Source organism: Burkholderia savannae (assembly GCF_001524445.2).
GTDB classification, from domain to species: domain Bacteria; phylum Pseudomonadota; class Gammaproteobacteria; order Burkholderiales; family Burkholderiaceae; genus Burkholderia; species Burkholderia savannae.
Genome location: NZ_CP013418.1, coordinates 692624 through 717377, shown reverse-complemented (window position 1 = coordinate 717377; position 24754 = coordinate 692624). Strand labels below are relative to the sequence as shown.

Here is a 24754-nt window from a genome sequence, read left to right as displayed (position 1 = left end):
AGGCACAGCATGAATGATCGTCGTATCCCCCCAACGCTGAGCGCGTCCGTCCGTACGCGCGTCAACGTACCCATCCGTCCGCGCGCCGACCAGCAGCGGTACGAGGCCGAGATGGTGACGTTCCAGGGCCTTTGCGACAGCGCCGAGCATCTCGCGCTCGTCTTCGGGCCGCTCACCGACGCGCCGCTCGTGCGCGTGCATTCCGAGTGCCTGACGGGCGACGTGTTCGGCTCCGCGCGCTGCGATTGCGGCGAGCAGCTCGACGAGTCGGTCGCGATGTTCGGCCGCGAAGGCGGCATCCTGCTCTATCTGCGTCAGGAAGGCCGCGGCATCGGGCTGTACAACAAGCTCGACGCATACCGCCTGCAGATCTCGCAAGGGCTCGACACGTTCGCCGCGAACCGCGCGCTGAACTTCCCCGACGACCTGCGCGATTTCCGCGTCGCCGCGCAGATGCTTCAGGCGCTCGGCGTCAGCGAGATCTCGCTCGTCACCAACAACCCGGACAAGATTTCGCAGATCGAGAAGCACGGCATCCAGATCAAGCGCGTGCGGCAGACGGGCGTGTTCGTCAACCACACGAACCAGGGCTACCTGCGCGCGAAGATCGATCACCACCGTCACGCCATCAACCTCAGCCAGGAACTGCAATGATCACTCACCGCGCACCGATCAGCGGGATTGCCGCGCACCGCGACCAATACGTTCTGACTGCCGGTTACGACAACCAGGTCATCCTGTGGGACGCGAAGACCCAGCGTCCGCTCGCCCGCGCGATGCACGACCATCTCGCGAACCAGGGCGCGTTCTCGCCGGACGGCGCGTACGTCGTCACGTCGTCGTCCGATTACAGCGCGCGCCTTTGGACCGTGCCCGATCTGCGGCTCGTCGCCGTGTTCGCCGACCAGGAAGACGACGTCGAGATGAGCGCGTTCCATCCGGACAAGCCGCTCGTCGCGACCGCGTCGCGCGATCATCGCGTGCGGGTCTACGACTTCAGCGGCAAGCTGCTGAACACGTTCGGCGGCCACGCCGCCGACGTGATCTCCGTCGAATGGATGCGCGGCACCGACGAGATCGTGTCGTCGAGCGACGACGGCACGATCAAGCGCTGGTCGCTCGCGAAGAACGGCCTCGTCGCCGACATCGATCTCGACGGCATCGAAACCGACACGATCGCGATCGCCGCCGACGGCCGCATTTTCGCGGGCAATGACGAGGGCGAAATCATCTCGATCGGCGTCGACGGCGCGCGCGCGACGATCGACGCGCACGACGCGGGCGTGAAGCGGCTCGTGCTCGACGGCGACCGGGGCCTGCTCGTGTCGCTGTCGTACGACCGCACGATGCGGCTCTGGAGGATCGGCGCGTCCGGCCAGCCGGAAGCACTCGGCGGCGCGGCGCTGCCGCCCGAGGTGTGGCCGCGCTCGTGCTCGTTCGAAGGCGACGAGCACATCGTGTTCTCGACGTTCCATTCGAGCTATCGCCGCTACAACTGGAAGACCGAGCACTGGGACGCGGCCGAACTGCCGCCGACGCACGGCGTGAACGCGGTGGAGCCCGTCGACGGCCATCTGTGGACGATCGGCGATGCGGGCATCGTGCGTGTCGATCAGCGCGAGCATGCGCGCACGGGCAGCCTGTGCAATTTCCTCACGCCGGCGGGCGAGCTGATCCTGACGGGCGGCCAGCTCGGCAAGGTATTCGACGCGCGCAGCGGCCGCGAGCTGCACCAGCACCGTTCGCCGCTGAACTGCGGCGCGTCGTTCGAGCGCGACGGCGTCGCGCACGCGGTGATCGGCGCGTACACGGGCGAAGGCATCGTGCTGCGGATCGACGGCACGAAGGCGACGCACGTCGCCGACCTGCCGCTGCACGCGAACGCGGTCAAGGGCATCGCGGTCTCGGGCGATCAGATTTTCTCGGTCGCGGCCGATGCGTCGGCGACCTGGTATAGCGCATCGACGCTCGAGCCGGTGTTCGAGCTCAAGCGCGCGCACGACAAGATCGCGAACGGCTGCGCGGGCCTCGGCGGCGGCTACTTCGCGTCGGTGAGCCGGGACCTGAAGTTGCGGATCTGGTCGCCCGACCATCACGCGGACGTGATCGCGACGCCGCACACGCACTCGATCAAGTGCGTCGCGGCGAGCGCCGACGGCCGCCACGTCGCGACGGGCAGCTACAACGGCCGCGTCGCCGTCTACGACCGGATCGAGAAGCGCTGGGCGCTCGACGTGCGCGTGACGACCGCGGGCGTGTCGTCGCTCTCCTACGACCCGGCCGCGCGCGCGTTCCTCGCGAGCTCGTACGACGGCAACGTCTATCGCATCCCGCTGGAGCGCGCATGAGCGCCGCCGAACCGCACTACATCGACGCGCAGCGCACCATCGCGCCCGTCGACGGGCCGCTCGCCGCGCCGCGCGAGTACGCGGCGGTGCTGCGCTCGGATTTCGTGTCGAGCTACCACGACGGGCGCGACGTCTGGACCGACGAGGCCGCGATGCGCCCGGCGAGCGCGATCCTGCACGAGCATCTCGGCCGCCCGGCCGACATTCTCGACGCGGGCGCGGGCCGCGGCCGGGACACCGCGTACTTTCTCGAGCACGGGCACCAGGTGACGGCGGTCGATCTCGTCGAGCCGCCGGAGTGGGCGCAACTCGCGCAGCGCTGGGGCGAGCGCGTGCGTTTCGTGACGCGCGCCGTGTCCGAATTCGAAGGCGCGGCGCTCTTCGACGGCGCGCTCGACAACGGCTGCCTGCACCATCAGCATCCTGACGCGTACGGCGCGTACCTCGCGCGCGTTCATGCGCTGCTGCGCCCCGAAGGGCTTTTCACGATCTCGGTGTTCGAGTCCGACGGCCCGGGGCGGCTGTACGCAAACCAGGCGCAGCGCCTCTACCGCGAGTTCACCGAGCCCGAGCTCGTCGAACTGCTGGCCGCCGCGCATTTCACGCCCGTCAGCAGCCACCGCGTGCCGCGGCCGAAGGCCGGCCTGCACTATCTGGTGCTGACGGTTCGCAAAACCCGAACCGACTGACGCGAGTTGATGCCTATGACGCTCAAGCTGGCCGACAACCCGAACTATCTCAGCGACCGCGCGGCGATGGCGCTGCCGGAGAACCTGTTCGTCGCGCGTACGAGCGCGACCGTGTTTTCGACGCATCTCGACCTGCTGCGCGCCGCGCCCGAGCAGTGGAGCGCGATCGCGCAGGACCCGGACGCGCCGTTCGAGCGGCGCTACGCGGCGGGCACGCTGCTCGGATTCGCGGGCGACGCGCGAATCCGCCCGCTCGATCCGGCGATGTGCGACGTGCCCGCCGCGCAGGCGCGTCTCGGCACCGAGCCCGAACGGGTGCCGCAGGTCGTCGCCGAATGGGAGCGCGTCGGCGTGATCGAGGAGTGGATCGCGAAGGAGTGCCCGCGCTACACGACGGAGCTCGCCGCGTTCCGGATGATGCGCTATCCGGTCACGAACCTCGAATACCGGCTCTTCCTCGAAGAGACGGACGCGCCGTGGCTGCCGACGTCGTGGACGTTCGGCGTCTATCCGGTCGAGCGCGCGAACCATCCGGTCTGGACGGTGCCCGCCGAGGCGGCCGATGCGTACGCGCACTGGCTGAGCGAAGCGACCGGGCGGCGCTTCCGGCTACCGACCGAGGCCGAATGGGAGTACGCGGCGTCCGGCGGCGCGGGCGTCGAGTATCCGTGGGGCGACGCGTTCGATCCGCGCGCGGCGAACACGGTCGAGGCCGGACCGTTGTCGACGACGCCCGTCGGCATCTTCCCGCTCGGCCGCAGCGTGTTCGGCATCGACGATCTCGCCGGCAACGTGGAGGAATATGTCGCGGACGACTATCGCCCGTATCCGGGCGGCGCGCCGATCGACGACGACCTCGCCGTCACGCAAGGCAGCTACCGGATCGCGCGCGGCGGCAGCTTCACGCGCTTCGGCGATCTCGCGCGCTGCGCGCGCCGTCACGGCCGCTATCAGCGCGACATCTACGCAATGGGCTTCCGGCTCGTGGAGTCGCGATGAGCGCCGCGCGGATCGCCGATCGGCGCGCGCGCCGCGCATCGATGCCGCCCGCCCGCGGCCGCCCCGCACGAATGGCGCGCGCCGCATCCTCGACGGACGACCGACGATGAGCACGTTTTCCGACATCGACCGTGCGCACATGACCCGCGCGCTGCGGCTCGCCGAACAGGGTCTTTACACGACGCATCCGAATCCGCGCGTCGGCTGCGTGATCGCGCGCGGCGAAGAGGTGCTCGGCACCGGCTGGCATCGGCGCGCGGGCGAGCCGCACGCGGAAGTGCACGCGCTGCGCGAGGCCGGCGAGCGCGCGCGCGGCGCGACCGCATACGTGACGCTCGAGCCGTGCGCGCATTACGGCAGGACGCCGCCGTGCGCAAACGCGCTCGTCGCGGCGGGCGTCGCGCGCGTCGTCATCGCGGCGCGCGATCCGTTCGAGCAGGTAGCCGGGCGCGGCGCCGCGCGCCTCGCCGACGCGGGCATCGTCGTCGAACAGGGGCTGATGGAAGGTTACGCGCGCGAGCTGAACATCGGCTTCTTCAGCCGGATCGAGCGCGGCCGGCCATGGACGCGCGCGAAGCTGATCCTGTCGATCGACGGGCCGCTCGACGAAATCGACCGAACGGTGCTCGACGTGACGGAATCGGAGTCCCGCGACGACATCCGGCACTGGCGCGCGCGCAGCTCGGTGGTGCTCGCGCCGCAAGGTCCGGCCTACGCTGTGGCGAGGAACGGCGCCGCGCCGCGCTACGTCGTTCGCTCGTGCGACTGCGCGGCGCTCGACGCGGCGCCCGCGACGGCGGAAGGCGTGCCGACGCTCGCGCTGCATCGCGAAGGCGCTCGCCAGGCCCACGCGCCGTCAGCCGGCGCACCGATCGAGTCGGGCATCGACGCCGAAGCGGACCTGCCCCTGCCCGACGCGCTCGCGCGTCTTGCCGCCCAGGGCGCGAACGAGCTGTTCGTCGACGCTGATCTCTCACTGTGCGACGCGCTGTTCGAAGGCGATCTCGCCGACGAACTGCTGCTCTACGTGCACCCGTCACGCTGCGGCGCGCCCGTGCCGGCGCCGCGGCTCGTCGCGTCGATCGACGACGTCGCGCACCGCTGGGGCCTGCGGCCGTTTCAGCATCTCGCGATCGGCTGCGGCCAGCGCATCCTGCTGCGCCGTCTCGCGCGTCCGCCCGGGCGCGCCGTACTTCAATAGCCGCGCGGCGCCCAGCGTCGCGCACCGTTTTTTCCCCGCACCACATCGAACGAGGACCTCAATGAACGCATCTGCTGTCGAGACCATCTACGAGTCGACCGAAGACAAGGCGGCACTGACTTCGGTGGTCGACTTGGTGAAGCTGTCCGACCAATACCGGCAATCGGCGATCCTGCATTACGCCGTCGCCGAAAAGCTGTTCGATCTCACGCAAACGAGCCGCACGCCCGCCGAAGTCGCGGCGAGCTTCGGCATGGTCGAGGGCAAGGCCGCGATCCTGTTGCACGCGCTCGTCGCGCTTGGCCTGCTCGCCAAGGAAGGCGACGCGTTCCGCAGCACCGAGCTGACCGCGCGCTACTTGACGACCACGAGCGCCGACTACATCGGCCCGATCGTCGAGCATCAGCATCTGCAATGGGACAACTGGCCGCGCCTGGGCGAGATCCTGCGCAGCGAGAAGCCGCTCGCGTTCCAGCAGGAAAGCCGCTTCGCGCACGACACGCGCGCGCGCGACGCGTTCAACGACGCGATGGTGCGCCTGAGCCAACCGATGGTCGACGTGGTGAGCGGCCTGGGCGTGTTCGCGAGCGCGCGCACCGTGATCGATCTCGCGGGCGGCCACGGCACGTATCTCGCGCAAGTGCTGCGCCGCCACCCGGAGCTGACGGGCCAGATCTGGGATCTGCCGACGACCCGCGACGCCGCGCAGAAGACGGTCAAGGCGCACGGCTTGGCCGGCCGCGTCGAGTTCTTCGAGAAGAACCTGCTCGACGCGCGCAACTTCGAGGGCGGCGCGGCCGATGTCGTGATGCTGAACGACTGCCTGCACTACTTCGACGATCCGGAGGCGCGCGCCGTGATCGGCCACGCGGCCGGCCTCGTGAAGCCGGGCGGCGCCCTCCTGATCCTCACGATGACGATGAACGGCGATCGCGTGACGCCCGCGCTCTCCGCCGATTTCTCGCTGCACATGATGGTGAACACGAATCACGGCGAACTGCATCCGACGCCGTGGATCGCCGGCGTCGTGCGCGACAACGGCCTGTCGGTCAGCGAGCGTTCGATCGGCCGCTACACGCTGCTCATCGGTCAACGTCCCGCCAGCGAGGTCTAACCATGCTCGTCTTCGAACTGATCAATCTCGACGTCAATCCCGCCGACGCGGAACGGATCACGCGCACGCTGTCCGCGCAATGCACGGCGGCCGGCTACCGGCTGCGCGCGCCCGAGACGAACGGCGCGGCGCCCGACGGCGTGTTCGTGCTGTCCCGCTCGGCGTCGGCCGAGGCGAGCGCCGAGCGCGCCGGCACGGCCGGCTGGGCGGCCGCCGCGCAGATCCGCATCGATCCGGCCGGCACGGAAGGCGAAGCGCCCGCGGTCTGGCGCGAAGGCCATTCGAGCGCGTTCTGCTATCCGCTCGCGCTCGAGCTGACGGCGGCCGACGCGTCGTCCGACATCGCGCGCGACTGGCTCGCGAGCTTCGCGACGTTCACCGCGTGCATCAAGATGTGGCGCCGGCTGCGCGACGAACCCGAGCAGGGCCAGCCGCGCGCGCTGCGCGTGAACCACATCAACATCCTTGCGCGCGATCTGGACAAATCGGTCGATTTCTACCGCCGAATCTTTGGAGCCTCTTACTGCTACAACCTCGGTCCGAAGAAGGTTGTAATGGAGCTGAACGGCTTCGATTTCTTCATCGAGCAGGCGGACGCCGTCGCCTACCCGCCCGGCTATCACTTCGGCGTGCGTTCGGACCCGGACGGCGTGAAGACGATCGCCGCGCTCGTCGAGGCGGACGGCGGCATCAGGATCGTCAAGGGCAACGGCCCGGCGCCCGGCTATCACGCCGGCCCGGACCGCGTGCGCACCGCCTTCTACTTCCAGGACCCCGACGGGCTCGAAATCGAAGTCTATTCTCCGGAGATCGAAATGCTCGAGAGCAATCCGCACCTGATCTCGCAGCATCTGTCGCCATCCTGACGCCCATCCAACCCAGCAACCGACGAGGTAGTCCATGAGTTCCATCACCGCCCCTTCGTGGGGAGAGCTGCTGTCCGGCCGCAACGGCTTGCGCTCGATCGCGCTCGCAGGCGGCGTCGCGCTGCACGCGATCAACATCTACATCGCGACGACGATCCTGCCTTCGGTCGTGCGCGACATCGGCGGGCTCGAGTACTACGCATGGAACACCACGCTGTTCATGGCTGCCTCGATCATCGGCGCGCCGCTGTCCGCGAACGTGCTGAGCCGTTTCGGCCCGCGCGCCGCGTATCTGGTCGCGCTCGTCGTGTTCTGCGCGGGCACGCTCGCGTGCGCGGGCGCGAACGGCATGCCGTGGATGCTCGTCGGCCGCGCCGCGCAGGGTTTCGGCGGCGGCATCCTGTTCGCGCTCAGCTACGCGCTGATTCGCATCGTGTTCGACGAGCGGCTGTGGTCGCGCGCGATGGCGATGGTGTCCGGCATGTGGGGCGTCGCGACGCTGTGCGGGCCCGCGATCGGCGGGATCTTCGCGCAGTCGGGCACGTGGCGGCTCGCGTTCGTCGCGCTCGTGCCCGTCGCCGTCGTGCTCGCGCTGATCGTGATCGTCCAGCTGCCCGCGCGCGAGGCGTCGGGCGCGCAGGCCGCGCGGCCCGCGATCGGCAAGATCCTGCTGCTCGCGGTGTCGGTGCTCGTCGTGTCGGTCGCGAGCCTGTCGAGGGAGATCGTCGCGAACGTCGCGGGCGTCGCGGCCGGCATCGCGATCGCCATCCTGATCGCGCGCTTCGAGCGCGGCGCGACGATCCGGCTGCTGCCGACGGGCGCGTACGACGTGCGCGCGCCGCTCGGCGCGATCTACGCGTGCATGAGCCTGCTCGTGATCGGGATGACCACCGAGATCTTCGTTCCGTATTTCCTGCAGATCATTCACGGCTACCCGCCGCTGCTCGCCGGCTATCTGACCGCGCTGATGGCGGCCGGCTGGACGGCCGGCTCGCTGTTCAGCTCGGGGCGCAGTGCGCGCACCGCGCAGGCGCTCGTGCGCGGCGGGCCGCTTCTCGTCGTGCTCGCGCTCGTCGCGCTCGCGATCGTCGTGCCGCCGTCGCACCTGCTGAGCGCCGGGCCCGGCCTCGCGGTGCTGTGCGCGGCGCTCGCGGCGGTAGGCGTCGGCATCGGCGTCGGCTGGCCGCATCTGCTCACGCAGGTGCTGCAGAGCGCGCCGGCTGGCCAGGAAGATCTCGCGTCGACGTCGATCACCACCGTCCAGCTCTATGCAACCGCGATCGGCTCCGCGCTCGCCGGCCTCGTCGCGAACCTCGCCGGCTTCTCCGAGCCGGGCGGCCTCGCGGGCGCGCAGCAGGCGGCCGCGTGGCTCTTCTCGGTATTCGCGGCGGCGCCCGTGCTCGCCGCGCTCGTCGCGCGGCGCGTGCGCGCCCGATGACCGCCGCGCGCGCCGCCGCCATCGCGGCGCGCGGCGCCCTGCCGTTCCCCGCAACACGACAAGCACGACGCACGATGAGCCTGCTGACCGAGATCGATTTATTCAAGAGCCTGCACGCGTTCGCGATCGCCGGATGGGCGACGATCGTCACGATCAACAACGTGCAGACGTTCGCGGCGACGACCAACACCGTCGGCCGCACGATGAGCATGGCGCTGCTGAAGCAGGACCCGCCCGTCGACACGCCGCTGCTGCGCCGCGCGACGACGTCTCGCGGCCTGCACCGCGCGGCGCTCGCGATCATCGTGCTGCTGCAGGCGTTCACCGCGATCGCGATGTGGGGCGGCCTCTGGCAGTGCCTGGCGACGCCCGCGCCGCATGCACCCGCGCTGCCGTGGCTCGACGCCGGCGCGACAGGCTTCGCCGCTTGCGCGCTCGCGCTGCTGCTCGGCGGGCTGTGGTACGGCTACTGGATACGGCAGGAAGGCCTGCAATTGACCCACATCGCGCTCGTCGTCTGGTCGATCGCCGCCTATCTGCTGTTCCACCTCGGTACGACAACTTGACTTGACAGGATCACTGCGATGACGACCCATCTCTCCCTCCACGACGGCGATCACGTCGTGCGGTTCGACGACGACGTCGCGGCCCGGCTCGACGGCGTCGAGTTGCGGCTGCTCGCGGGCCGCGTCGTGGCGATCCGCGAAAACCAGTTCATCGATCTGCAAAACGTGATCGCCGGCGGCGGCGCCGTCACGCGCGACGGCAACCCGTTCGACCTGCGCCGACGCAATCTCGGCACGCTCCATTACGACTTCGGCGGTCACGGCGAGCTGGCGCTGCGCGATGCCGATGCCGATGCCGCGCGCATCGCGGCCGCGCTCGCGCGCGAAGCCGACGCCGCACCCGCGTCGCAGCCGGAGGCCGTCACGCTCACGCCCGGCGACCGGCTTTCGTTCCTGCCGTTCGAGCACGCGCGCGACGTGCCGAACATCTCGGCGGATGCGACCCATAACGCGGCGACGCGGCTCACGCTGTCGCACTGGCCGGCGAACCGCACGCCCGCGCGATACAAGGCGAACCTGTCGACCGAGAGCGTGCTGCGCTTCGTGCCCGAGAGGCTCGACGAGATCGACGTGCGCCACGTGACGACCGATCACTTCGATCTCGACGGGCTCGCGTCGGTGTACGGGCTGATCGCGCCGGATCATGCGCTGCGCCATCAGGCGCTGCTCGTCGACGTCGCCCGCTTCGGCGACTTCGCGCGCGGCCGCTCGGACACCGCGCGGCGGCTCGCGTTCGCGCTGAATACCGTCGTCGCGCGCGCGGCGCGCGACATCGGCGCGCCGCGCGACGAAAGCACGCGCATCGCGCGGGTCTTCCGCGCGCTGCTGCCGGTGCTGCGCGATCTGCTCGACGCGCCATCGATACCCGGCGAGCTCTGGCTCGACGCCGACCGGCACCACGCGTCGACCGAGGCGCTGCTCGATCATCCGGACGCGGCGCTCGAGCAGCATCCGGAACTCGACCTCGCGGTGTTTCGCCTGCCCGCCGCAAACGCGCTGCGCGGATGCGCGTCGCAGCGCTATTTCGGCCTATCGCCGATCGGCTTCCACAACCGGACGCCGCTGTCGACGCTCGCGCTCGTCGCGCACGGCGACGTCGTCGTGCATCAACGCTACGAGGGGTGGGTCGAACGCGTATCGGCGGCGCCGCGGCCGCGGCGCGATCTGTCGATCTTCGCGCGCGCGCTGCAGGCGGTCGAGCCGCACGCGTGCCGCTGGCAGTACGACGGCGTGCAGCACATCATGCCGAGGCTCGGCCATGACGGCATTCGACCGAGCGGCATTCCGGCGGACGCGATCGTGCGCGAGCTGAAGCGGCTGCTCGCGGTCGCGCCCGCCGCGTGGGAGCCGACGCCCGCCGCCGAGCCGCACGACGACGCGCCGCTCGCTCGCGTCGCGAGCGGCGCGCTCGGCTAGAGCATCGCGACGACGGCGGATTGCCCGGCAGCCGCCAGCGCGCTGGCCGGCCCTTGCGGCGCGGCGCGCTCGAGCACCACCGATAGCTGATTGCGCAGCAACGATTGCGGAATCCGGTTGCAATAGCCGGCGCCCGACGCCAGATCGATCAGCTCGTTCTTGCTCGACGCGGAGAACTTGCAGCGCAGGTTTTCCACGTATTGCTCGATCGTCCGGGCCGACAAGCCGAGGATGTTCGCGACATCCTTCGCCGTCTTGTTGCGCGCGAGAAAAAACAGCACCTGCCGTTCGCGCTCGGTCAGCGCGAGCGCGTCCCTCGGCGAATCGATCCGGTAGGTGCCCTGCTCGAACGGATCGCCGACCCGCTTGCCCGTGTACGAATCGCCGATCACGCGGCCGAGCGTGACCATGTCGAGCTGCGACACCTCCGCCGCATGGAAAATCGTGCCGACGATCTCCTTGTTGCTGTCGACAAGCGGAATTTTCGTGAACACAAACGCCATCCAGACGTCCGACGCATACGGGTGGATGTCGAGCACCTTGATCGCCCGGCCGGTTTCGCGGACCTCGCGGTCCTGCGCCTGGAATTGGTCCGCACAATTCGACGATCCGCACGGCAGATCGAATGCGGATTTGTTCTCGAGCTCGCGCGGATTGTGCACGCCGACGACTCGCGCGAACGAATCGTTGACGTGAATGAATCGCGACTGGCTGTCCTGGCAGCCCCAAAGACCGGGATAATGATCGAAAATCAACTTCAGTTGGTCAACGAAACAAGTCATCAGGCCTCCAATTGGTATTTTTTTCCGTCGCACCTGCGAGTTCGCCGCGCGCGCCAATGCGCGAGCGGACGAAACAGTCTCCTCCACTGCTTGATCGATCACTGCATGTCGGCATGCGCAACGGCGTCGCGCGTGCGCGCCGACGCGCGCACGCGCGAATCCGATCGGAAGATCGGTGTTCCGCCATGTCTTGAAACACGACTGTCGCGTATTCGAAATAAAACGATCCGCGAATTCGTTCGCGGATCATCGACGAGAAGAGGCGGTCACACGTGCGCGGCACAACGCCCGCGCGACCCGTTTCGAAGTTTAAAGCAATGCAATCGTAATATTTAGCCTGAAGGCGCTATTAGTGTTTTATAAAGCGAAAATCTCTATTTCTATTTTTATTCGCTTATCGTTCACACATTCGATTTAAACTCGGGCAGGCGAGAGCCGATTCGCGCGCCCATTTCGGCGCCGAGCGCCTGCAAGCCGCTTGCCGGCCGCACCATCACCTCGAACTCGACGATCTTGCCCGCTTCGTCGAAGCGGATCAGATCGACGCCCTTCAACTGCTTGTCGCCCACTCGCGCGCTGAATTCGAGCACGACGCTCAGGCCATCGTCGGTCGCGAGCTGCCGGTGATAGACGAAATCCTCGAATACGTTGATGACCGTGCCGATCGCGAGCACCAGCGCGGGCGCGCCCGCGTAGGCCGAATGCGCGATCGGCGAGCGGAACACCGCATTCGGATCGGCGATATCGGCCAGCCGGGTCATGTCGTGCGCGGCGACCATCGCATGCCAGCGCTCGAGTGACGGCAGCACGGCCGGGTGCACGCCGGCGGGAATCGAAGTCATGTCGCGTCTCCTTGTCAGTCAATGGTTGATGTCGCACTGTCGTGCGACGTGACGTGCCGTGATCTGCCGTGATGCCGCGCCGCACGCGCATCGGCACGTGCGGCGCGGCGAGCCGCCCGCGTCAGATCGATGCCGCGAGCCTCGTGCCCTGCAGGATCGCGCGTTTCGCGTCGAGCTCGGCGGCGACGTGCGCGCCGCCGATCAGATGCACCGAACAGCCCGCCGCGCGCAGGCCGTCGTACAGCTCGCGCTGCGGCTCCTGGCCCGCGCAGACGACGACGCTGTCCACCGCGAGCGTCTGCGGCTCGCCGTCGATCGTCACGTGCAGCCCCGCGTCGTCGATCCGCTCGTAAGACACGCTCGACGACATCGCAACGCGCCGCGACTTCAGCGACGTCCGGTGAATCCAGCCCGTCGTCTTGCCGAGCCCGTCGCCGACCTTCGACGCCTTGCGCTGCAGCAGATGCACGTTGCGCGCGGCGGCGTCGACGTGCGGCATCCGCACGCCGCCGCGCTGCTCGTAGCCGACGTCGATGCCCCATTCCGCGTAGAACTTCGGCGGCGCGACGCTCGCGCTTTCGCCCGTCTGCGTCAGATATTCGCTGACGTCGAAGCCGATTCCGCCCGCGCCGATCACGGCGACGTTCGCGCCGACCGGCTTGCCGTCGCGCAGCACGTCGAGATAGCCGAGCACGTTGGCGCGATCGACGCCGTCGATGTCGGGCACGCGGGGCACGACGCCCGTGGCGAGCACGATTTCGTCGAAGCCGCCGCCCGCGAGCCGCGCGACGTCGGCGCGCGTGTTCAGATGCAGCGTGAGCCCGTGCAGCTCGATCTGCCGGCGGAAATAGCGCAGCGTCTCATGGAACTCCTCCTTGCCGGGCACCTTCTTCGCGACGTTGAACTGCCCGCCGATCTCCGGCGACGCCTCGAACAGCTCGACCTCGTGCCCGCGCTCGGCGGCCGTGACCGCGAAGCTCAGGCCCGCGGGCCCCGCGCCGACCACCGCGATCCGCTTGCGCTGCGCGGCGGGCGCGATCACGAGCTCGGTCTCGTGGCACGCGCGCGGGTTGACGAGGCACGACGTGATCTTGCCGCTGAAGATGTGGTCGAGGCATGCCTGGTTGCAGCCGATGCAGGTGTTGATCTCATCGGCGCGGCCCTCGCGCGCCTTGCGCACGAATTGCGAATCGGCGAGGAACGGCCGCGCCATCGACACCATGTCGCAATAGCCTTCGGCGAGCAGTTGCTCGGCGATTTCCGGCGTGTTGATCCGGTTCGTCGCGACAAGCGGAATGCCGACCTTGCCGACGAGCCGCTTCGTCACCCACGCATACGCGGCGCGCGGCACCTTCGTCGCGATCGTCGGGATGCGCGCCTCGTGCCAGCCGATGCCGGTGTTCAGGATCGTCGCGCCGGCCGCCTCGACCGCCTGCGCGAGCCGGATCACTTCGTCGAGCGTCGAGCCGCCTTCGACGAGGTCGAGCATCGACAGCCGGTAGATGATGATGAAATTCGCGCCGACCCGCTCGCGCACGCGCCGCACGATCTCGACCGGAAAGCGGATGCGATTTTCGTATGGGCCGCCCCATTCGTCGTCACGATGGTTCGTGCGCGCCGCGATGAATTCGTTGATCAGATAGCCTTCGGAGCCCATGATCTCGACGCCGTCGTAGCCCGCGTACTGCGCGAGCGCCGAGCAGCGCACGAAATCGTCGATCGTCGCGTCGACCTCGCTCGCCGACAGCGAATGCGGCGTGAACGCGTTGATCGGCGCCTTCAGCGCGCTCGGCGCGACGAGCGACGGGTGATACGCATAACGGCCGAAGTGCAGGATCTGCATCGCGATCTTGCCGTGCGCGTCGTGCACCGCGCGCGTGACGATCCGGTGGCGCTCGGCCTCTTCCTCCGTCGTGAGCATCGAGCCGCCCGGCATCATCCGGCCTCGCTCGTTCGGCGCGATCCCGCCCGTGACGATGAGCCCCGCCTCGCCGCGCGCGCGCTCCGCGTAGAACGCGGCCATCCGCTCGAAGCCGTTGGGCGCTTCCTCTAGCCCGACGTGCATCGAGCCCATCAATACGCGATTCTTCAACGACGTGAAACCGAGCTCCAGTGGAGCCGTCAGGTGGGGATAGTAAGTCATCGGTCGCTCTTTTTTTGCAACGGGTTGCATAAATATATCGACATCGCCTTTCAATTGCAACGCGTTGCATAAAGTGAGTGCTCTAAACGGGCGGACGCTGCGCGGTATGGCAAGATGCAAGGGTTTCGACCACTCGCCCGCTCGTCAATGTCCCTGCCTCACGCGCTGCTCACCTCCCTCGCCGAACGCCCGGGCTCAGGCTCCGAGCTGACGCGCCGCTTCGACCGCTCGATCGGCTACTTCTGGCACGCGACGCATCAGCAGATCTACCGCGAGCTCGCGCGGCTCGAGGACGAAGGCTGGGTCGAATCCACGCCCGTCGAGCAGGCTCGCGGGCGCAAACGCGCGTACCGGATACTGCCCGCGGGCCGCAAGGAGCTCAAACGCTGGATCGCGCAACACGACGATCCGAAGCCGCTGCGCGACGAGCTGATGATCCGGCTGCGCGCGGAAGCGGTCGTCGGGCCGACGGGGCTCGGCGACGAAATCAAGCGGCGGCTCGATCTGCATCGACAAAAGCTCGCGCTCTATCGCGAGATCGAGGCGCGCGATTTCGCGCACGACATGAACACGAAGGATCGTCGCCTGCAGCATCTCGTGCTGCACGCGGGCATCATGCAGGAGAGTCAGAGCATCGAGCTGATGCAACAGGCGCTCGACATTCTGTCGATGCCCGCAGAGAAATCGAAGCGGCGCGGCGCGTGAGGCCGCGGGCGCGCGCCGGCCGCGCCCCGCGCGACCGACTGCGCCGGCCGCCGCATCGAGTCACGGCGAGTCGCTCTGCAAACACTTGACGCCGATCGGCGCATGCGCGCGCCACAGCGGCTACAGTGCGCGAGCCGCGCCTTCTCGCGATGGCCGATGGGACGGGCTTGCTTCAGTGCCCGATCGCGCCCGATCGGCCAACCCGCGCCCACCTGCATTCACGCGTGCGCATGAGCGCGAACGCGACAAGGAACCACGACATGGAATCGATCTCCTGGAACACGCCATCCGTGCGCCACGAACTGGCCGCCGTCAAGCACGCGGCGCCGTTCGTGTACGGACTCACGAACTACGTCGCCGCGAACTTGAGCGCGAACGTGTTGCTCGCCGTCGGGGCCGCGCCCGCGATCGGCGCGGCGGCCGACTGGTCCGCGCGCTTCGCCGCCGGCGCCGGCGCGCTGTGGATCAACACGGCCGCGCTGATGAGCAGCGGCGCCGACGCGCTGCGCACGGCCGCGCGCGCCGCCGCCGAGGCCGGCACGCGCTGGGTGCTGGACCCAGTCGCGGTCGGCGCGGGGGCGCCTGATTACGACGCGATCGTTCGCGGCCTGCTCGCGTTCAAGCCGACCGTGATCCGCGGCAATGCGAGCGAGCTGATCGCGCTCGCGGGTGGCGCTTCGGCCGGCAAGGGCGTCGACACGACCGCGAGCTCCGAAAGCGCGCTCGCGTTCATCGGCGATCTCGCGCGGCGCAGCGGCGCGATCGTCGCGGTGAGCGGGCCGACCGACTACGTGACGGATGGCGTCGACACGCTCGCCGTTGCGGGCGGCGACGCGCGCTTGACGCGCGTGACGGGGGCCGGGTGCGCGCTCGGTGCGCTGATCGCGGCGCTTCTCGCGCAGCGCGGTGCGCCGCTCGCCGCGGCGGGCGCGGCGCACGCGATCTATGCGATCGCCGCGGAGCGCGCGGCGGATGCGCGCGGCACCGCATCGTTCGCCGTGCGGTTCGTCGACGAATTGTCGCTGCTCGATCCGGCCGAATAACCGTCCGACACCTCGTTTCAAGCGATGCGCACGAGCAGAGGCGCCCGATTTGCGCGCCTTCGCCGAAATCGTTTTCGTCGTTTCCGGAATGGGCGCCGGCGAATCGATCCGCCATCCATGTGCAGCCGTTATCGATCCCGTTCGGCGCGATCGCCGAACCCGCGTCATTAATTTTCCTTTTTTAAACGCTCGAATATTCTGATTTTTCAATTGCGAATGATGGATGCGGGCGCTCGCGCACGAATTTTCTAATTTCGACCGCGTTTGCATATTCCGACATTGCGCCAATGCTTTCGCGGCGCGCCGGGCGCTCGAACAGAGCGAACGCGACCGAGGCAATTTCGATCGGCATCGGCACATTAACGTCTGAGCGGAATCAAAATCTGTCCGCACTCCATCTGCAAATTCACGCCACATCATTTCTACGCGCGGATTTCCGACGCCAAATTAGAAAGACCTGTCTATTTGTAAACAAAATCGCAACGCGGTTAATGATCTGTAATATAAAAGATGGAAAGTAGAAAGACAGACATAGGAGGAGACAGCGCCCATTGATAAGCATACCGAAATACTTGGGCGTCAACCGTGTGAAATCCACGTTCCGAGGGCCGATCATGTTGACTCAGACTTCCAGCCTTTGCGCGCAAGCGCTACGCCAACCGTTCGACAGCACGCTGCCGCTTGCCGAAGTGACGCTGCCGATCCACTCTCCCGGCACGATGACCGGCGACGAGATCTCCGACATGGTCGGGACCTTCAATCGCTATGGTTTCGTGATCCTCGACTGCGAATCGTCGGAAAGGGACAATCTGCTCGCGCTCAAGCCGCTGCTCGGCAACGCCGCGCCGCACAAGCGCGCGGACGGCGACGGCGTCGTGCCGATCAACGCGTTCAAACCGGTCGACGGCCATATCGACTCGTCGCACGAAGCGCATCTGCCGCATACCGACGGGGCATTTTCGGACGCGCCCGAGCGGATCATCACGCTGCAATGCGTGAGGCCGTCGCACCAGGGCGGCCTGTCGACGCTGTCGAGCGCGAAGGCCGCGTACCGTCATATCGTCGATCGCTACGGCAACGTCGCGCCGCTCGCCCGCGCCGACGCGCCGACGATCGAGCGCACGACGCAAAAGAGCACGGCGCCCGTGTTCAAGGCGGAGGACGACGGCTGGTCGATCAAGTTCAGGATGAACGACGGCGCGGCCACGGCGACGCCCGCGGCCGCCGCCGCCGCCGCCGACATGTACGACAGCCTTGCGCGCTTCCTGACCGATCCGGACAACGTGCTGCTGTTTCCGCTCGAGCCCGGGCAGATCCTGATCGGTGACAACACCGCGGTCACCCACGGAAGAACCGGCTATCCGCCCGATCAGCGACGCAACATGCGGCGGCTGAATTTCGACGGTCACGGCGCGCTCGAGCGTCAGCTCGTGTTCGGCTTCGGCGACGATTGACCACCGACGCTCGCCCGCTTCGCGTTTCGAACGCTGCGCGCCGGCCGCCGAGAATGCATCATGCAACGGCCGGCGCGCGGCGTGCCGCATCGTCGGCACATGCCGCCGTCTCTTCGGGATCGTCCGAATGCAAAACGATTTTTCGCTGGTCGTCTTTCCGATCTTCGCGTGCTCGCTGATCGGCCTGCTGTGGGTCAGGCTCAAGCTTCCGATGAACGCGGCGTGCCTGAGCGCGCTCGTATCGAACATCGGCATTCCGTGCCTGCTGCTGTCGTCGCTCGACCGGCCGAACCTGACCGCGCGCGTGCTCGTCCACACGTTCGCGGCGGGCGCCGTCGCCCTCGTGTGCTTCGCGGCGCTCGGCGCGCTCTTCCTGCGCGTGCTGAGGCTGCCGATGCGGCAATACCTGCCGTCGCTGATGCTGCCCAACACGTCGAATCTCGGCCTGCCGGTCGCGCTCTTCGCCTTCGGCGAGCAAGGCCTGCTATATGCGGTCGCGTTCTCCGCGCTCGTGCAGATCGGCCATTTCACGATCGGCGTCTGGTTGCTGTCCGGTCAGGCTTCGTGGAAATCGATCGCCGTCAGTCCGACGATCTGGGCAGTCGTCGCGGCGCTCTTCATGACGCTGAACGGCCTGCATCTGCCCGCGCCGCTCGCGGCGAGCGTGAAGCAGCTCGGCAACATGGCGCCGCCGCTGATGCTGCTGATGCTCGGCGCATCGCTCGCGAACATCCGGCTCGCGGGCCTGCGCCGCGTGGCGGTGCTCGCGGTCGTGCGGGTCGCGGGCGGGCTCGGCGTCGGGCTCGCGCTCGCGTTGCTGCTCGGGCTGCCGAGCGTCGCCGCGGGCGCATTCGTCGTTCATTGCACGATGCCCGTCGCGGTGCTGAGCCATCTGATCGCGCAGCAGTACGACGGCCCGACCGAGGACATCGCCGGCATGATCCTCGTGTCGACCGGGCTTGCGCTCGCCGGGCTGCCGCTGATGCTCGCTTCGACGAAGCTGGTCGTCGGTTAGGCGGCGTTCGTCGAGCGACGTTTGATTTGCCGCTTTCGGCCTGCCGCTTGCTCGCGGCATCCGTTCGCCGACGCCGCAAGCGAGCGCCGTCCGCCGGACGCCGACATGCAAGCGCGACGCCGGTTCCGCAGCGCGCGTCGGATGCGCCGCGCCGCAACCGCCATCGCGCGTCAACGGTGGAGCACGATCACGTCGGCGTCGTCCGCATGTTCGAGCAGCAGCCGGCGCACGCGCGCCTGCCAGAGCTCGCGGAACAACGCGACGTCCTCGGGCTGCGCCGTCATCGCGAGACAGCGCGGCAGCAGATTCGCGATTCGCGGATCGCCCGGCACGCGATCGAGCCGCGCCGACACGCCGACGCTCGCATTCGTATCGACGCGCGTCAAGCGAAGCTGCCCCGGCATCGGTTCGCCGAACGTCAACAGACGGCGGCGGTCGAACCGGCCGCCGATGCCCTTGAACCCGGTATCGAACGTCGCCCCCGTCAGCAGGCCGACGACGTTCGCCACCACGCCCGTCACGCCTTCCGTCGCCGAATCGCGCAACGCGACGCGAATCGCGCCGCGCTCGGCGGGCATGCCGCCGTAGAGCGCGCCGAGCGCCGCGCGCGTCATCAGGTACGCGGACGCGACGGTCGGACACGAATGCCCTGCCAGCTTCACGACGTCCGCGTAGCGGTACTCGATCGCGCCGCCGTCGTGCGCGGCACCGAGGAACGCGGCGAGCGGATCGCGCAACGCGATGCGCGGCGCGGCGTCGAAGAAATCGGGAAATCGGTCGGATGAATGCATGATGGTCTGGATCAGCTTATCGCTTGTTGCGGGCCGCTCGCCGGCTGTCGCGCGCGACGCGCCGAACGCGGTGCGTCGCAGCCGGCGAGCGGGGATGTCGCGACGGCCGGCGCACTGCCCGCGCGACCGCCGGCATAGGTCATTGAACGATGAAATCGATCACGATCGCGCCGGGCTCACGCTGCCGATACTCGATGCCGACCCGCTCGCCATAATGCTGCCGAATCTGTTCGAGGAGCGGGAGCGGATCGTGATCGTTGACGAAGCGCATGGTTTCGCCGGACTGAAGCGCGTCGATCGCGCCGAAGATCGCCGCATGGCGGAATCGCTTCGCGACGCCGCGCGCGTCGAACGGATAGATCGCGGTCGGGGAAAGATGGAGATGCGGCTGCGACATGATTGGAAGTCCTTATCGGATGACGCTCGGATGGAGAAAGCGGCGGCGCGCACGGTGCATTGCAAGACAACCGATGCGCGCCGCTCGACGGCGATGCGTTCGATTCGAATAGATGCATTGTGCGAGCAACTATTCTATGTGCGCGCCCCTGCGCGCACAACGGCGCTTCGATCCGAGCAAAACGTGTGAAGCCGGCCGGTTCGGCATCGCGTTACCGGCGAAACGCCGCGCCGCAGCGGCATGCGCGGCGATTACGCGGCACGACCCCGCCGCCCGCGCGCCGCCTCGCGGCGCTCGAAAAGATTGATTTCGCTCAACGAATGGCGGGGCCGGTGCCGCACAATGACCCGATAGTTGGCGCGCCCAATACATTGATGGAGTCGACGATGCCCACCGATACCTCGAATCCCGCTCCGCTGTCGCTGCCTGGGCGCATTCTCGTCGCGATCGACGCGTCGAAGGCGTCGCAGCGCGCGGTCGACTACCTGAAGCGCGTGGTGCCCGCGGGCGCGGCCGTACGCTTCGTCAGCGTCGTGGACACGCCGCGCGCGTATACGCTGCCGCATACGTTCGCACCGTCCGAGTTTGCGGCGGCGCACACCGAGCTCGTCAACGATGCGTCGAACGTGCTCGGCGACGCGACGACCACATTCGGTCGCACCGACGTCGCGCTCGAAACCGCGATCGTCGACCTCGCGAAGAAAGGCGGCGACGTCGTCGACGCGCTGCTCGACGAAACACGCGACTGGAATGCCGATCTGCTCGTCGTCGGCTCGCATCAGTATCAGGGGTTGCTTCGTTGGGTAGACGGCAGCGTATCCGAGCCGCTGCTCGCGAGGACGGATTGCGCGATTCTTTTCGTGCCCTCCGGCGTCGAATCGGCCGTGCATGCGCCGAAGCGCATCATGTTCGCGACCGACGGCAGCCCGATCGCCGCGCACGCATTGCGCTACGGCGCGCAATTCGCGACGCCCGACACGCATCTGCGCGCGATCTACGTGATCGACCGCGCGGTGCGGCTCACCGATTTCGTGCCGATCCACGTGCTCGAGGACGCGTTCGTCGAGGAAAGCGAGAAGGCGCTGGCCGTCGCGCGCCAGTTGCTCGACGAAGCGCCGGGTCAGTCGAGCATCGCGGTCGTCAGCACCGACCGGACGAGCGACGACGTCGCGCACACGATCGTCCGCGAGGCCGACCGCTGGCCCGCCGATCTGCTCGTGATGGGCACGCACGGCAGGCGCGGCGTGTCGCGCTGGCTGCTCGGCAGCGTCGCGCTGCGCGTCGCGCGGCTCACGCAGATTCCACTGTTGCTCGTGCACGCGCCGGCTGCCTGAGGCGCGTCGACGGCCGGCTGCGCGCACCGGCTGCCGTGCGCTTCGCGGCCAGCGCGGGTCGGCGCGCCGCCGATTCCGGCGCGGCGTGGCGAGCGGCGACACGCGCTTTCGATGCCGCTTTGATTGCGCTTTCGATGCCGCCTCCAGCGGCATCGCGCTGCGGCACCCGGCTAGCGACAGGTGCAAGCGCCGATTGCCGCGAAGCGATTCGCTTCCGTCAATGCGATCGCTTCGTGACGGCCGCGCTATCTTCGTGTCGCCCGCGTCCGCTCCGAAACGACAATACGACAAAACGACGCCCGTCGCCGCGCCGGCAATCAACGCGCCCCGTCGCCGCCCAGCGTGCATCCCCTTCCGGGCGCGGATACGACACGGCATTGAGCATCGACGAATCGGCCGCACAAAAAAAGGCGGCCGAACGCCGCCCGCTCCTTTCACTCAGTTTCCGGACGCCGCTACGCACGCGGCGGCGGCTTGTCCGCAGCGTCGCTCCTTTGCTCGAACTGCACGGCGAGGCCGCCGGGCCGCAGCTTGCTCACGGTGACCCAGAACGGGCTGCCGCCCGGCAGCTCGGACATCGGCACGATCGGCACCTTGTAATAGCGATTCAGCATCATCAGGAACGCGAGCGCGTAGCCGCGCCGGCGCTCCGACGGCGCGATCTCGAGGCTGTGCACGTACAGCCGATCGGTCAATTGCGAAAGGCCGTATATCGCTTCGCCGACGCGCGCGCCGTCCGCATTGCGGATGACGACCGCCCATTTCGCGTGCGTCGCGGCCTCGTTCTCCGCTTCGGCCGCTTTCGTCTCGATCTTGATCGGCGGCAGGCGCCGCAGCTTGCACCAGGCTCGAAAACTCCGCAGTAATCCCATCGACTTCGTGCCTTTCTATTGCGTTGCTCGCTCGGCCGAACCCGGCCGTCGCGGTGAGTGTTCGCGTCTTTCGGGAAACTGGCGAGAGACCGGATCAAGTACAGCTTCAAGCAGGCGCGGCAATTTTTGTATTTTTCGATCCGTGAAGGGTGCGATAAAAAGTGCCTGATTGGAAATCAGCAAAAGACGAGAGCAGCGTAGGATTATGCGCAACAGCCGTAGGAATTCCCCTACAGACGGAATGGATACGTTCGCAGATCGGGCGCGCAGCCCCGCCGGCCTTCGCCGAACGCCGATCGAACGGTTTGAACGTATGTCGATGCGAAGAGGAATCGCCGTGTCGAAGCCCGGCGCGCGATGTCGCGCGGCGCACCGGCCGCCGGCGTGCCGGAATCGATTCGAATCCGAACCCGCACGCGGCCTTGTCTCGCCCGGAGCGCCCGGAGCGCCCGGGTGCGTCGAGGAAGTCGGGGAATCAACGCCCGCCCGGGCGCGCTCGCTCAAGCGCGCCGCGAATCCCGCGCAGCAAGTCGATCGGCCGCGGCGGGCAGCCCGGAATCGTCAGGTCGACCGGCACGAGCTTCTCGACGGGCCCGCACACCGCGTAGCTGTCGGCGAACACGCCGCCCGTGCACGCGCAGTCGCCCGCCGCCACGACGAGCTTCGGCGCGGGCGTCGCCTCGTACGCGAGGCGCACCGCGTCGCGCATGTTGAGCGTGAGCGGCCCGGTGATCAGCAGCATGTCCGCATGCCGCGGGCTTGCGACGAACTTGATCCCCAATCCTTCGATGTTGTAGTACGGATTGCCGAGCGCGTGCAGTTCGAGCTCGCAGCCGTTGCACGAGCCGGCGTCGATCGCGCGGATGCTCAGCGCGCGCCCGAGGATGTCGAGAATCTCCTGCCGGATACGCCGCGCGTCCCGCTGCCACGCGTCCTCGCCCGCCGGCGCGGGCTCGTCCGGCCGGCCGGTGCGCGCGATCTGTTTGATGAGCTGCCACATTACAGGTCGTGCCCCGCGTAGTTCAGGTTGAACGACTTGTTGATCAACGGGAAGTCGGCAACGATGTTGCCGATGATCGCATGCTCGAGCGCGGGCCAGTTCTGCCACGACGGATCGTGGCAATGGCAACGCGCGACGGCGCCGCGCGCGTCGAGCTCGAGCGCGACGAGCACCGGGCCGCGCCAGCCTTCTATCCAGCCGACGCCGCGCCGCGCATCGTGGGCGGCGCCTGCCGCCGCCTCCGCCCTTCCCGCCTCCGTCGCCTCCTCCGGGTTGCCCGGCGCGATCGCGGCGAGCTCGATCTCGGCCGCGATCGCGCCGCCCGGCAGATCGTCGAGCAGCGCGCGAATCGCGCGCACCGATTCGTACGTCTCGGCAAAGCGCACGGCAACCCGCGCGGCGACGTCGCCGCGTGGGTCGCCGTGCGCTTCGACGGGCACCGCGTCGTACGGCGCGAGCCGATGGTCGACGCGCACGTCGCGCGCCTGCCCGCTCGCGCGCGCGGCCAATCCGCACACGCCGAAATGCGCGGCCGTCTGCGCGGCGAGCCGCCCGGTTCCCGCGAAACGGTCCTGCAAGCCGGACTGGTCGTCATAGATCGTCTGCATCGCACGCACCTCGGCCTCGATCCGGTCGCATTGCGCGACGATCGCCGCCGCGTCGTCCGCCGAGACGTCGCGCCCGACGCCGCCCGGCACGACGCGATCCATCAGATGGCGATGCCCGAAGATCCGGTCGTTCAGGCGCAGCCAGTCCTCCTTGAGCCACGAGAATTGCGCGAGGCCGACCGCGAAACCCGCGTCGTTGCCGAGCGCGCCGAGGTCGCCGAGATGATTGGCGACGCGCTCGCGCTCGAGCAGCAGCCCGCGCAGCCGCAGCGCGCGGGCCGGCACGCGAACCGTCAGCGCCTGCTCGAGCGCCATGCAGTACGCCCATGTGAACGCGACCGTCGAATCGCCGGCGATGCGCGCGGCGAGCCGGCTGCCCTCGAACGCGCCCGCGCGCTCGAGGAGCCGCTCGACGCCGCGATGCGCGTAGCCGAGCCGTTCCTCGAGCCGCAGTATCTTCTCGCCGACGACCGAGAAGCGGAAATGCCCCGGCTCGATCACGCCCGCATGAATCGGCCCGACCGCGATCTCGTGCACGCCGTCGCCCGCGACCGGCACGAACGGATAGTCGGCCGTCGCGATCTCGAAGCGTTCGCGGCCCGTCACGCGCTTGCGCAGCGGATGGTAGCCGCGCGGCCATGCGCCGTGAGCGAGCCACGGCCGCACGTCGGTCGCGCCGCGCGCGCGCAGGCCGACGAGGTCGCGGACCGCGCGCTGCATCCGCGTCGCGCCGGCGAAGATCGTCGACAGGTCCGGGTAGTCGCCCATGTCGTCTATGTCGCCCATGTCGCTTCCATCGCCCGTCCCGCCGGCTTCGTCCGCCTTGCCGGCATTGCCCGCTTGGACCGCTTCGACCGCTTCGTTCGGTTCATTCTCTTCATTCGCCGCCGGCTCGACCGGCAGCCGCAGCCACAACAGGCCGTCGTCAAGCTCGTACGCGGCGCACACCTCGAAGCGCCCGGCGGCGGGCTCGCCGCCCCAAAGCGCGACGAGCCGCCCGCCGGCCTCGCGGATCGTCTCGGCGGCGCGCGTCCACGCGTCGGCGTCGACCGACGCGAACGCCACGTGCGGCAGCCCCATCTCGCTCGCGAGGCGCGTCCGGCTGGGGAGTTGCAAGGATTCGATCCGCAT

General features: G+C 68.5%; 24 protein-coding genes. 15 read left to right on the top strand and 9 right to left on the bottom strand.

The annotated features are described in order from the left end of the window. Positions 1-9 precede the first annotated feature (9 nt). The 10 genes from WS78_RS24170 to WS78_RS24125 all read left to right on the top strand — a co-directional run bounded on the left by WS78_RS24170 (position 10) and on the right by WS78_RS24125 (position 10637). Positions 10-654, top strand: a complete 645-nt coding sequence (locus WS78_RS24170; protein WP_059581877.1) for a GTP cyclohydrolase II — start codon at positions 10-12, stop codon at positions 652-654. Continuing rightward, positions 651-2348, top strand: a complete 1698-nt coding sequence (locus tag WS78_RS24165; protein ID WP_059581881.1) for a WD40 repeat domain-containing protein — start codon at positions 651-653, stop codon at positions 2346-2348. Before WS78_RS24170 ends, WS78_RS24165 begins: the two co-directional genes overlap by 4 nt. Beyond that, positions 2345-3037 carry a 1,6-didemethyltoxoflavin N1-methyltransferase gene (locus WS78_RS24160; protein WP_038745328.1) on the top strand — a complete coding sequence of 231 codons (693 nt, stop codon included), beginning with the start codon at positions 2345-2347 and terminating at the stop codon, positions 3035-3037. The genes WS78_RS24165 and WS78_RS24160 overlap by 4 nt, the downstream gene beginning before the upstream one ends. Positions 3038-3052: 15 nt before the next feature. Next, entirely contained in the window at positions 3053-4036 is a 984-nt protein-coding gene (locus WS78_RS24155; protein ID WP_038745330.1) for a formylglycine-generating enzyme family protein, read from the top strand. Between the two features lie 106 nt (positions 4037-4142). Further along, a complete protein-coding gene (gene ribD, locus WS78_RS24150) occupies positions 4143-5237 on the top strand; it encodes a bifunctional diaminohydroxyphosphoribosylaminopyrimidine deaminase/5-amino-6-(5-phosphoribosylamino)uracil reductase RibD (RefSeq protein ID WP_059581887.1) in 1095 nt (364 codons plus the stop codon). A gap of 61 nt (positions 5238-5298) precedes the next feature. Continuing rightward, positions 5299-6351, top strand: a complete 1053-nt coding sequence (locus tag WS78_RS24145; RefSeq protein ID WP_059581892.1) for a methyltransferase — start codon at positions 5299-5301, stop codon at positions 6349-6351. A gap of 2 nt (positions 6352-6353) precedes the next feature. Beyond that, complete coding sequence (locus WS78_RS24140; protein WP_059581897.1) at positions 6354-7217, top strand: VOC family protein; 864 nt, start codon at positions 6354-6356, stop codon at positions 7215-7217. A 34-nt stretch (positions 7218-7251) separates the two neighbouring features. Next, positions 7252-8655: an MFS transporter gene (locus WS78_RS24135; RefSeq protein WP_059581900.1), complete on the top strand. Its 1404-nt coding sequence runs from the start codon at positions 7252-7254 to the stop codon at positions 8653-8655. Positions 8656-8729: 74 nt separating this feature from the next. After that, positions 8730-9221 carry a DUF2165 family protein gene (locus WS78_RS24130; RefSeq protein WP_059582243.1) on the top strand — a complete coding sequence of 164 codons (492 nt, stop codon included), beginning with the start codon at positions 8730-8732 and terminating at the stop codon, positions 9219-9221. An 18-nt stretch (positions 9222-9239) separates the two neighbouring features. Further along, positions 9240-10637 (top strand): DUF6687 family protein, encoded by a 1398-nt coding sequence (locus WS78_RS24125; protein ID WP_059581903.1) that lies wholly within the window; start codon positions 9240-9242, stop codon positions 10635-10637. On the opposite strand, the gene WS78_RS24120 is transcribed toward WS78_RS24125, so the two are convergent. The 3 genes from WS78_RS24120 to WS78_RS24105 form a co-directional block, all read right to left on the bottom strand. Beyond that, on the bottom strand, positions 10634-11419 hold the full coding sequence (locus WS78_RS24120; RefSeq protein WP_038745343.1) for a helix-turn-helix transcriptional regulator: 786 nt from the start codon (positions 11417-11419) through the stop codon (positions 10634-10636). The two genes, WS78_RS24125 and WS78_RS24120, sit on opposite strands and share 4 nt — an antisense overlap. 401 nt (positions 11420-11820) lie before the next feature. Next, positions 11821-12261, bottom strand: coding sequence for a nuclear transport factor 2 family protein (locus WS78_RS24110; RefSeq protein ID WP_038745345.1), 441 nt, complete (start codon positions 12259-12261; stop codon positions 11821-11823). Between the two features lie 121 nt (positions 12262-12382). Next, complete coding sequence (locus WS78_RS24105) at positions 12383-14404, bottom strand: oxidoreductase (protein WP_059581908.1); 2022 nt, start codon at positions 14402-14404, stop codon at positions 12383-12385. A 147-nt stretch (positions 14405-14551) separates the two neighbouring features. Here WS78_RS24105 and WS78_RS24100 point away from each other — a divergent pair, with 147 nt between their 5' ends. Both WS78_RS24100 and WS78_RS24095 read left to right on the top strand, forming a co-directional pair. Then, positions 14552-15109 (top strand): PadR family transcriptional regulator, encoded by a 558-nt coding sequence (locus WS78_RS24100; RefSeq protein ID WP_059581913.1) that lies wholly within the window; start codon positions 14552-14554, stop codon positions 15107-15109. Positions 15110-15369: 260 nt separating this feature from the next. Continuing rightward, positions 15370-16152 (top strand): hydroxyethylthiazole kinase, encoded by a 783-nt coding sequence (locus WS78_RS24095; protein WP_038745495.1) that lies wholly within the window; start codon positions 15370-15372, stop codon positions 16150-16152. A 181-nt stretch (positions 16153-16333) separates the two neighbouring features. Here WS78_RS24095 and WS78_RS36255 read toward each other — a convergent pair whose 3' ends face one another. Then, positions 16334-16504, bottom strand: a complete 171-nt coding sequence (locus WS78_RS36255) for a hypothetical protein (RefSeq protein ID WP_156432345.1) — start codon at positions 16502-16504, stop codon at positions 16334-16336. 262 nt (positions 16505-16766) lie between these two features. Here WS78_RS36255 and WS78_RS24090 point away from each other — a divergent pair, with 262 nt between their 5' ends. Further along, the gene (locus WS78_RS24090) at positions 16767-17606 is read left to right on the top strand and encodes a TauD/TfdA family dioxygenase (protein ID WP_059581917.1); all 840 of its coding nucleotides are present in this window, start codon (positions 16767-16769) and stop codon (positions 17604-17606) included. A gap of 127 nt (positions 17607-17733) precedes the next feature. After that, the gene (locus tag WS78_RS24085; RefSeq protein ID WP_059581922.1) at positions 17734-18621 is read left to right on the top strand and encodes an AEC family transporter; all 888 of its coding nucleotides are present in this window, start codon (positions 17734-17736) and stop codon (positions 18619-18621) included. A 170-nt stretch (positions 18622-18791) separates the two neighbouring features. Here the strand turns inward: WS78_RS24085 and WS78_RS24080 are convergent, their stop codons facing one another. Together WS78_RS24080 and WS78_RS24075 are read right to left on the bottom strand one after the other, a co-directional pair. Then, positions 18792-19412, bottom strand: coding sequence for a hypothetical protein (locus WS78_RS24080; protein WP_059581925.1), 621 nt, complete (start codon positions 19410-19412; stop codon positions 18792-18794). A 139-nt stretch (positions 19413-19551) separates the two neighbouring features. Then, positions 19552-19809, bottom strand: coding sequence for a DUF2249 domain-containing protein (locus WS78_RS24075; RefSeq protein ID WP_038745355.1), 258 nt, complete (start codon positions 19807-19809; stop codon positions 19552-19554). A 374-nt stretch (positions 19810-20183) separates the two neighbouring features. Between WS78_RS24075 and WS78_RS24070 the strand changes: the two genes are divergently transcribed. Further along, the gene (locus WS78_RS24070) at positions 20184-21143 is read left to right on the top strand and encodes a universal stress protein (RefSeq protein ID WP_059581929.1); all 960 of its coding nucleotides are present in this window, start codon (positions 20184-20186) and stop codon (positions 21141-21143) included. Positions 21144-21598: 455 nt separating this feature from the next. Here WS78_RS24070 and WS78_RS24065 read toward each other — a convergent pair whose 3' ends face one another. The 3 genes from WS78_RS24065 to WS78_RS24055 all read right to left on the bottom strand — a co-directional run bounded on the left by WS78_RS24065 (position 21599) and on the right by WS78_RS24055 (position 24754). After that, positions 21599-22015 carry a hypothetical protein gene (locus tag WS78_RS24065; RefSeq protein ID WP_059581935.1) on the bottom strand — a complete coding sequence of 139 codons (417 nt, stop codon included), beginning with the start codon at positions 22013-22015 and terminating at the stop codon, positions 21599-21601. A 475-nt stretch (positions 22016-22490) separates the two neighbouring features. Then, positions 22491-23015, bottom strand: coding sequence for an NADH-quinone oxidoreductase subunit B family protein (locus WS78_RS24060; protein WP_038745362.1), 525 nt, complete (start codon positions 23013-23015; stop codon positions 22491-22493). Next, positions 23015-24754 (bottom strand): NADH-quinone oxidoreductase subunit D-related protein, encoded by a 1740-nt coding sequence (locus WS78_RS24055; protein ID WP_059581938.1) that lies wholly within the window; start codon positions 24752-24754, stop codon positions 23015-23017. Before WS78_RS24055 ends, WS78_RS24060 begins: the two co-directional genes overlap by 1 nt.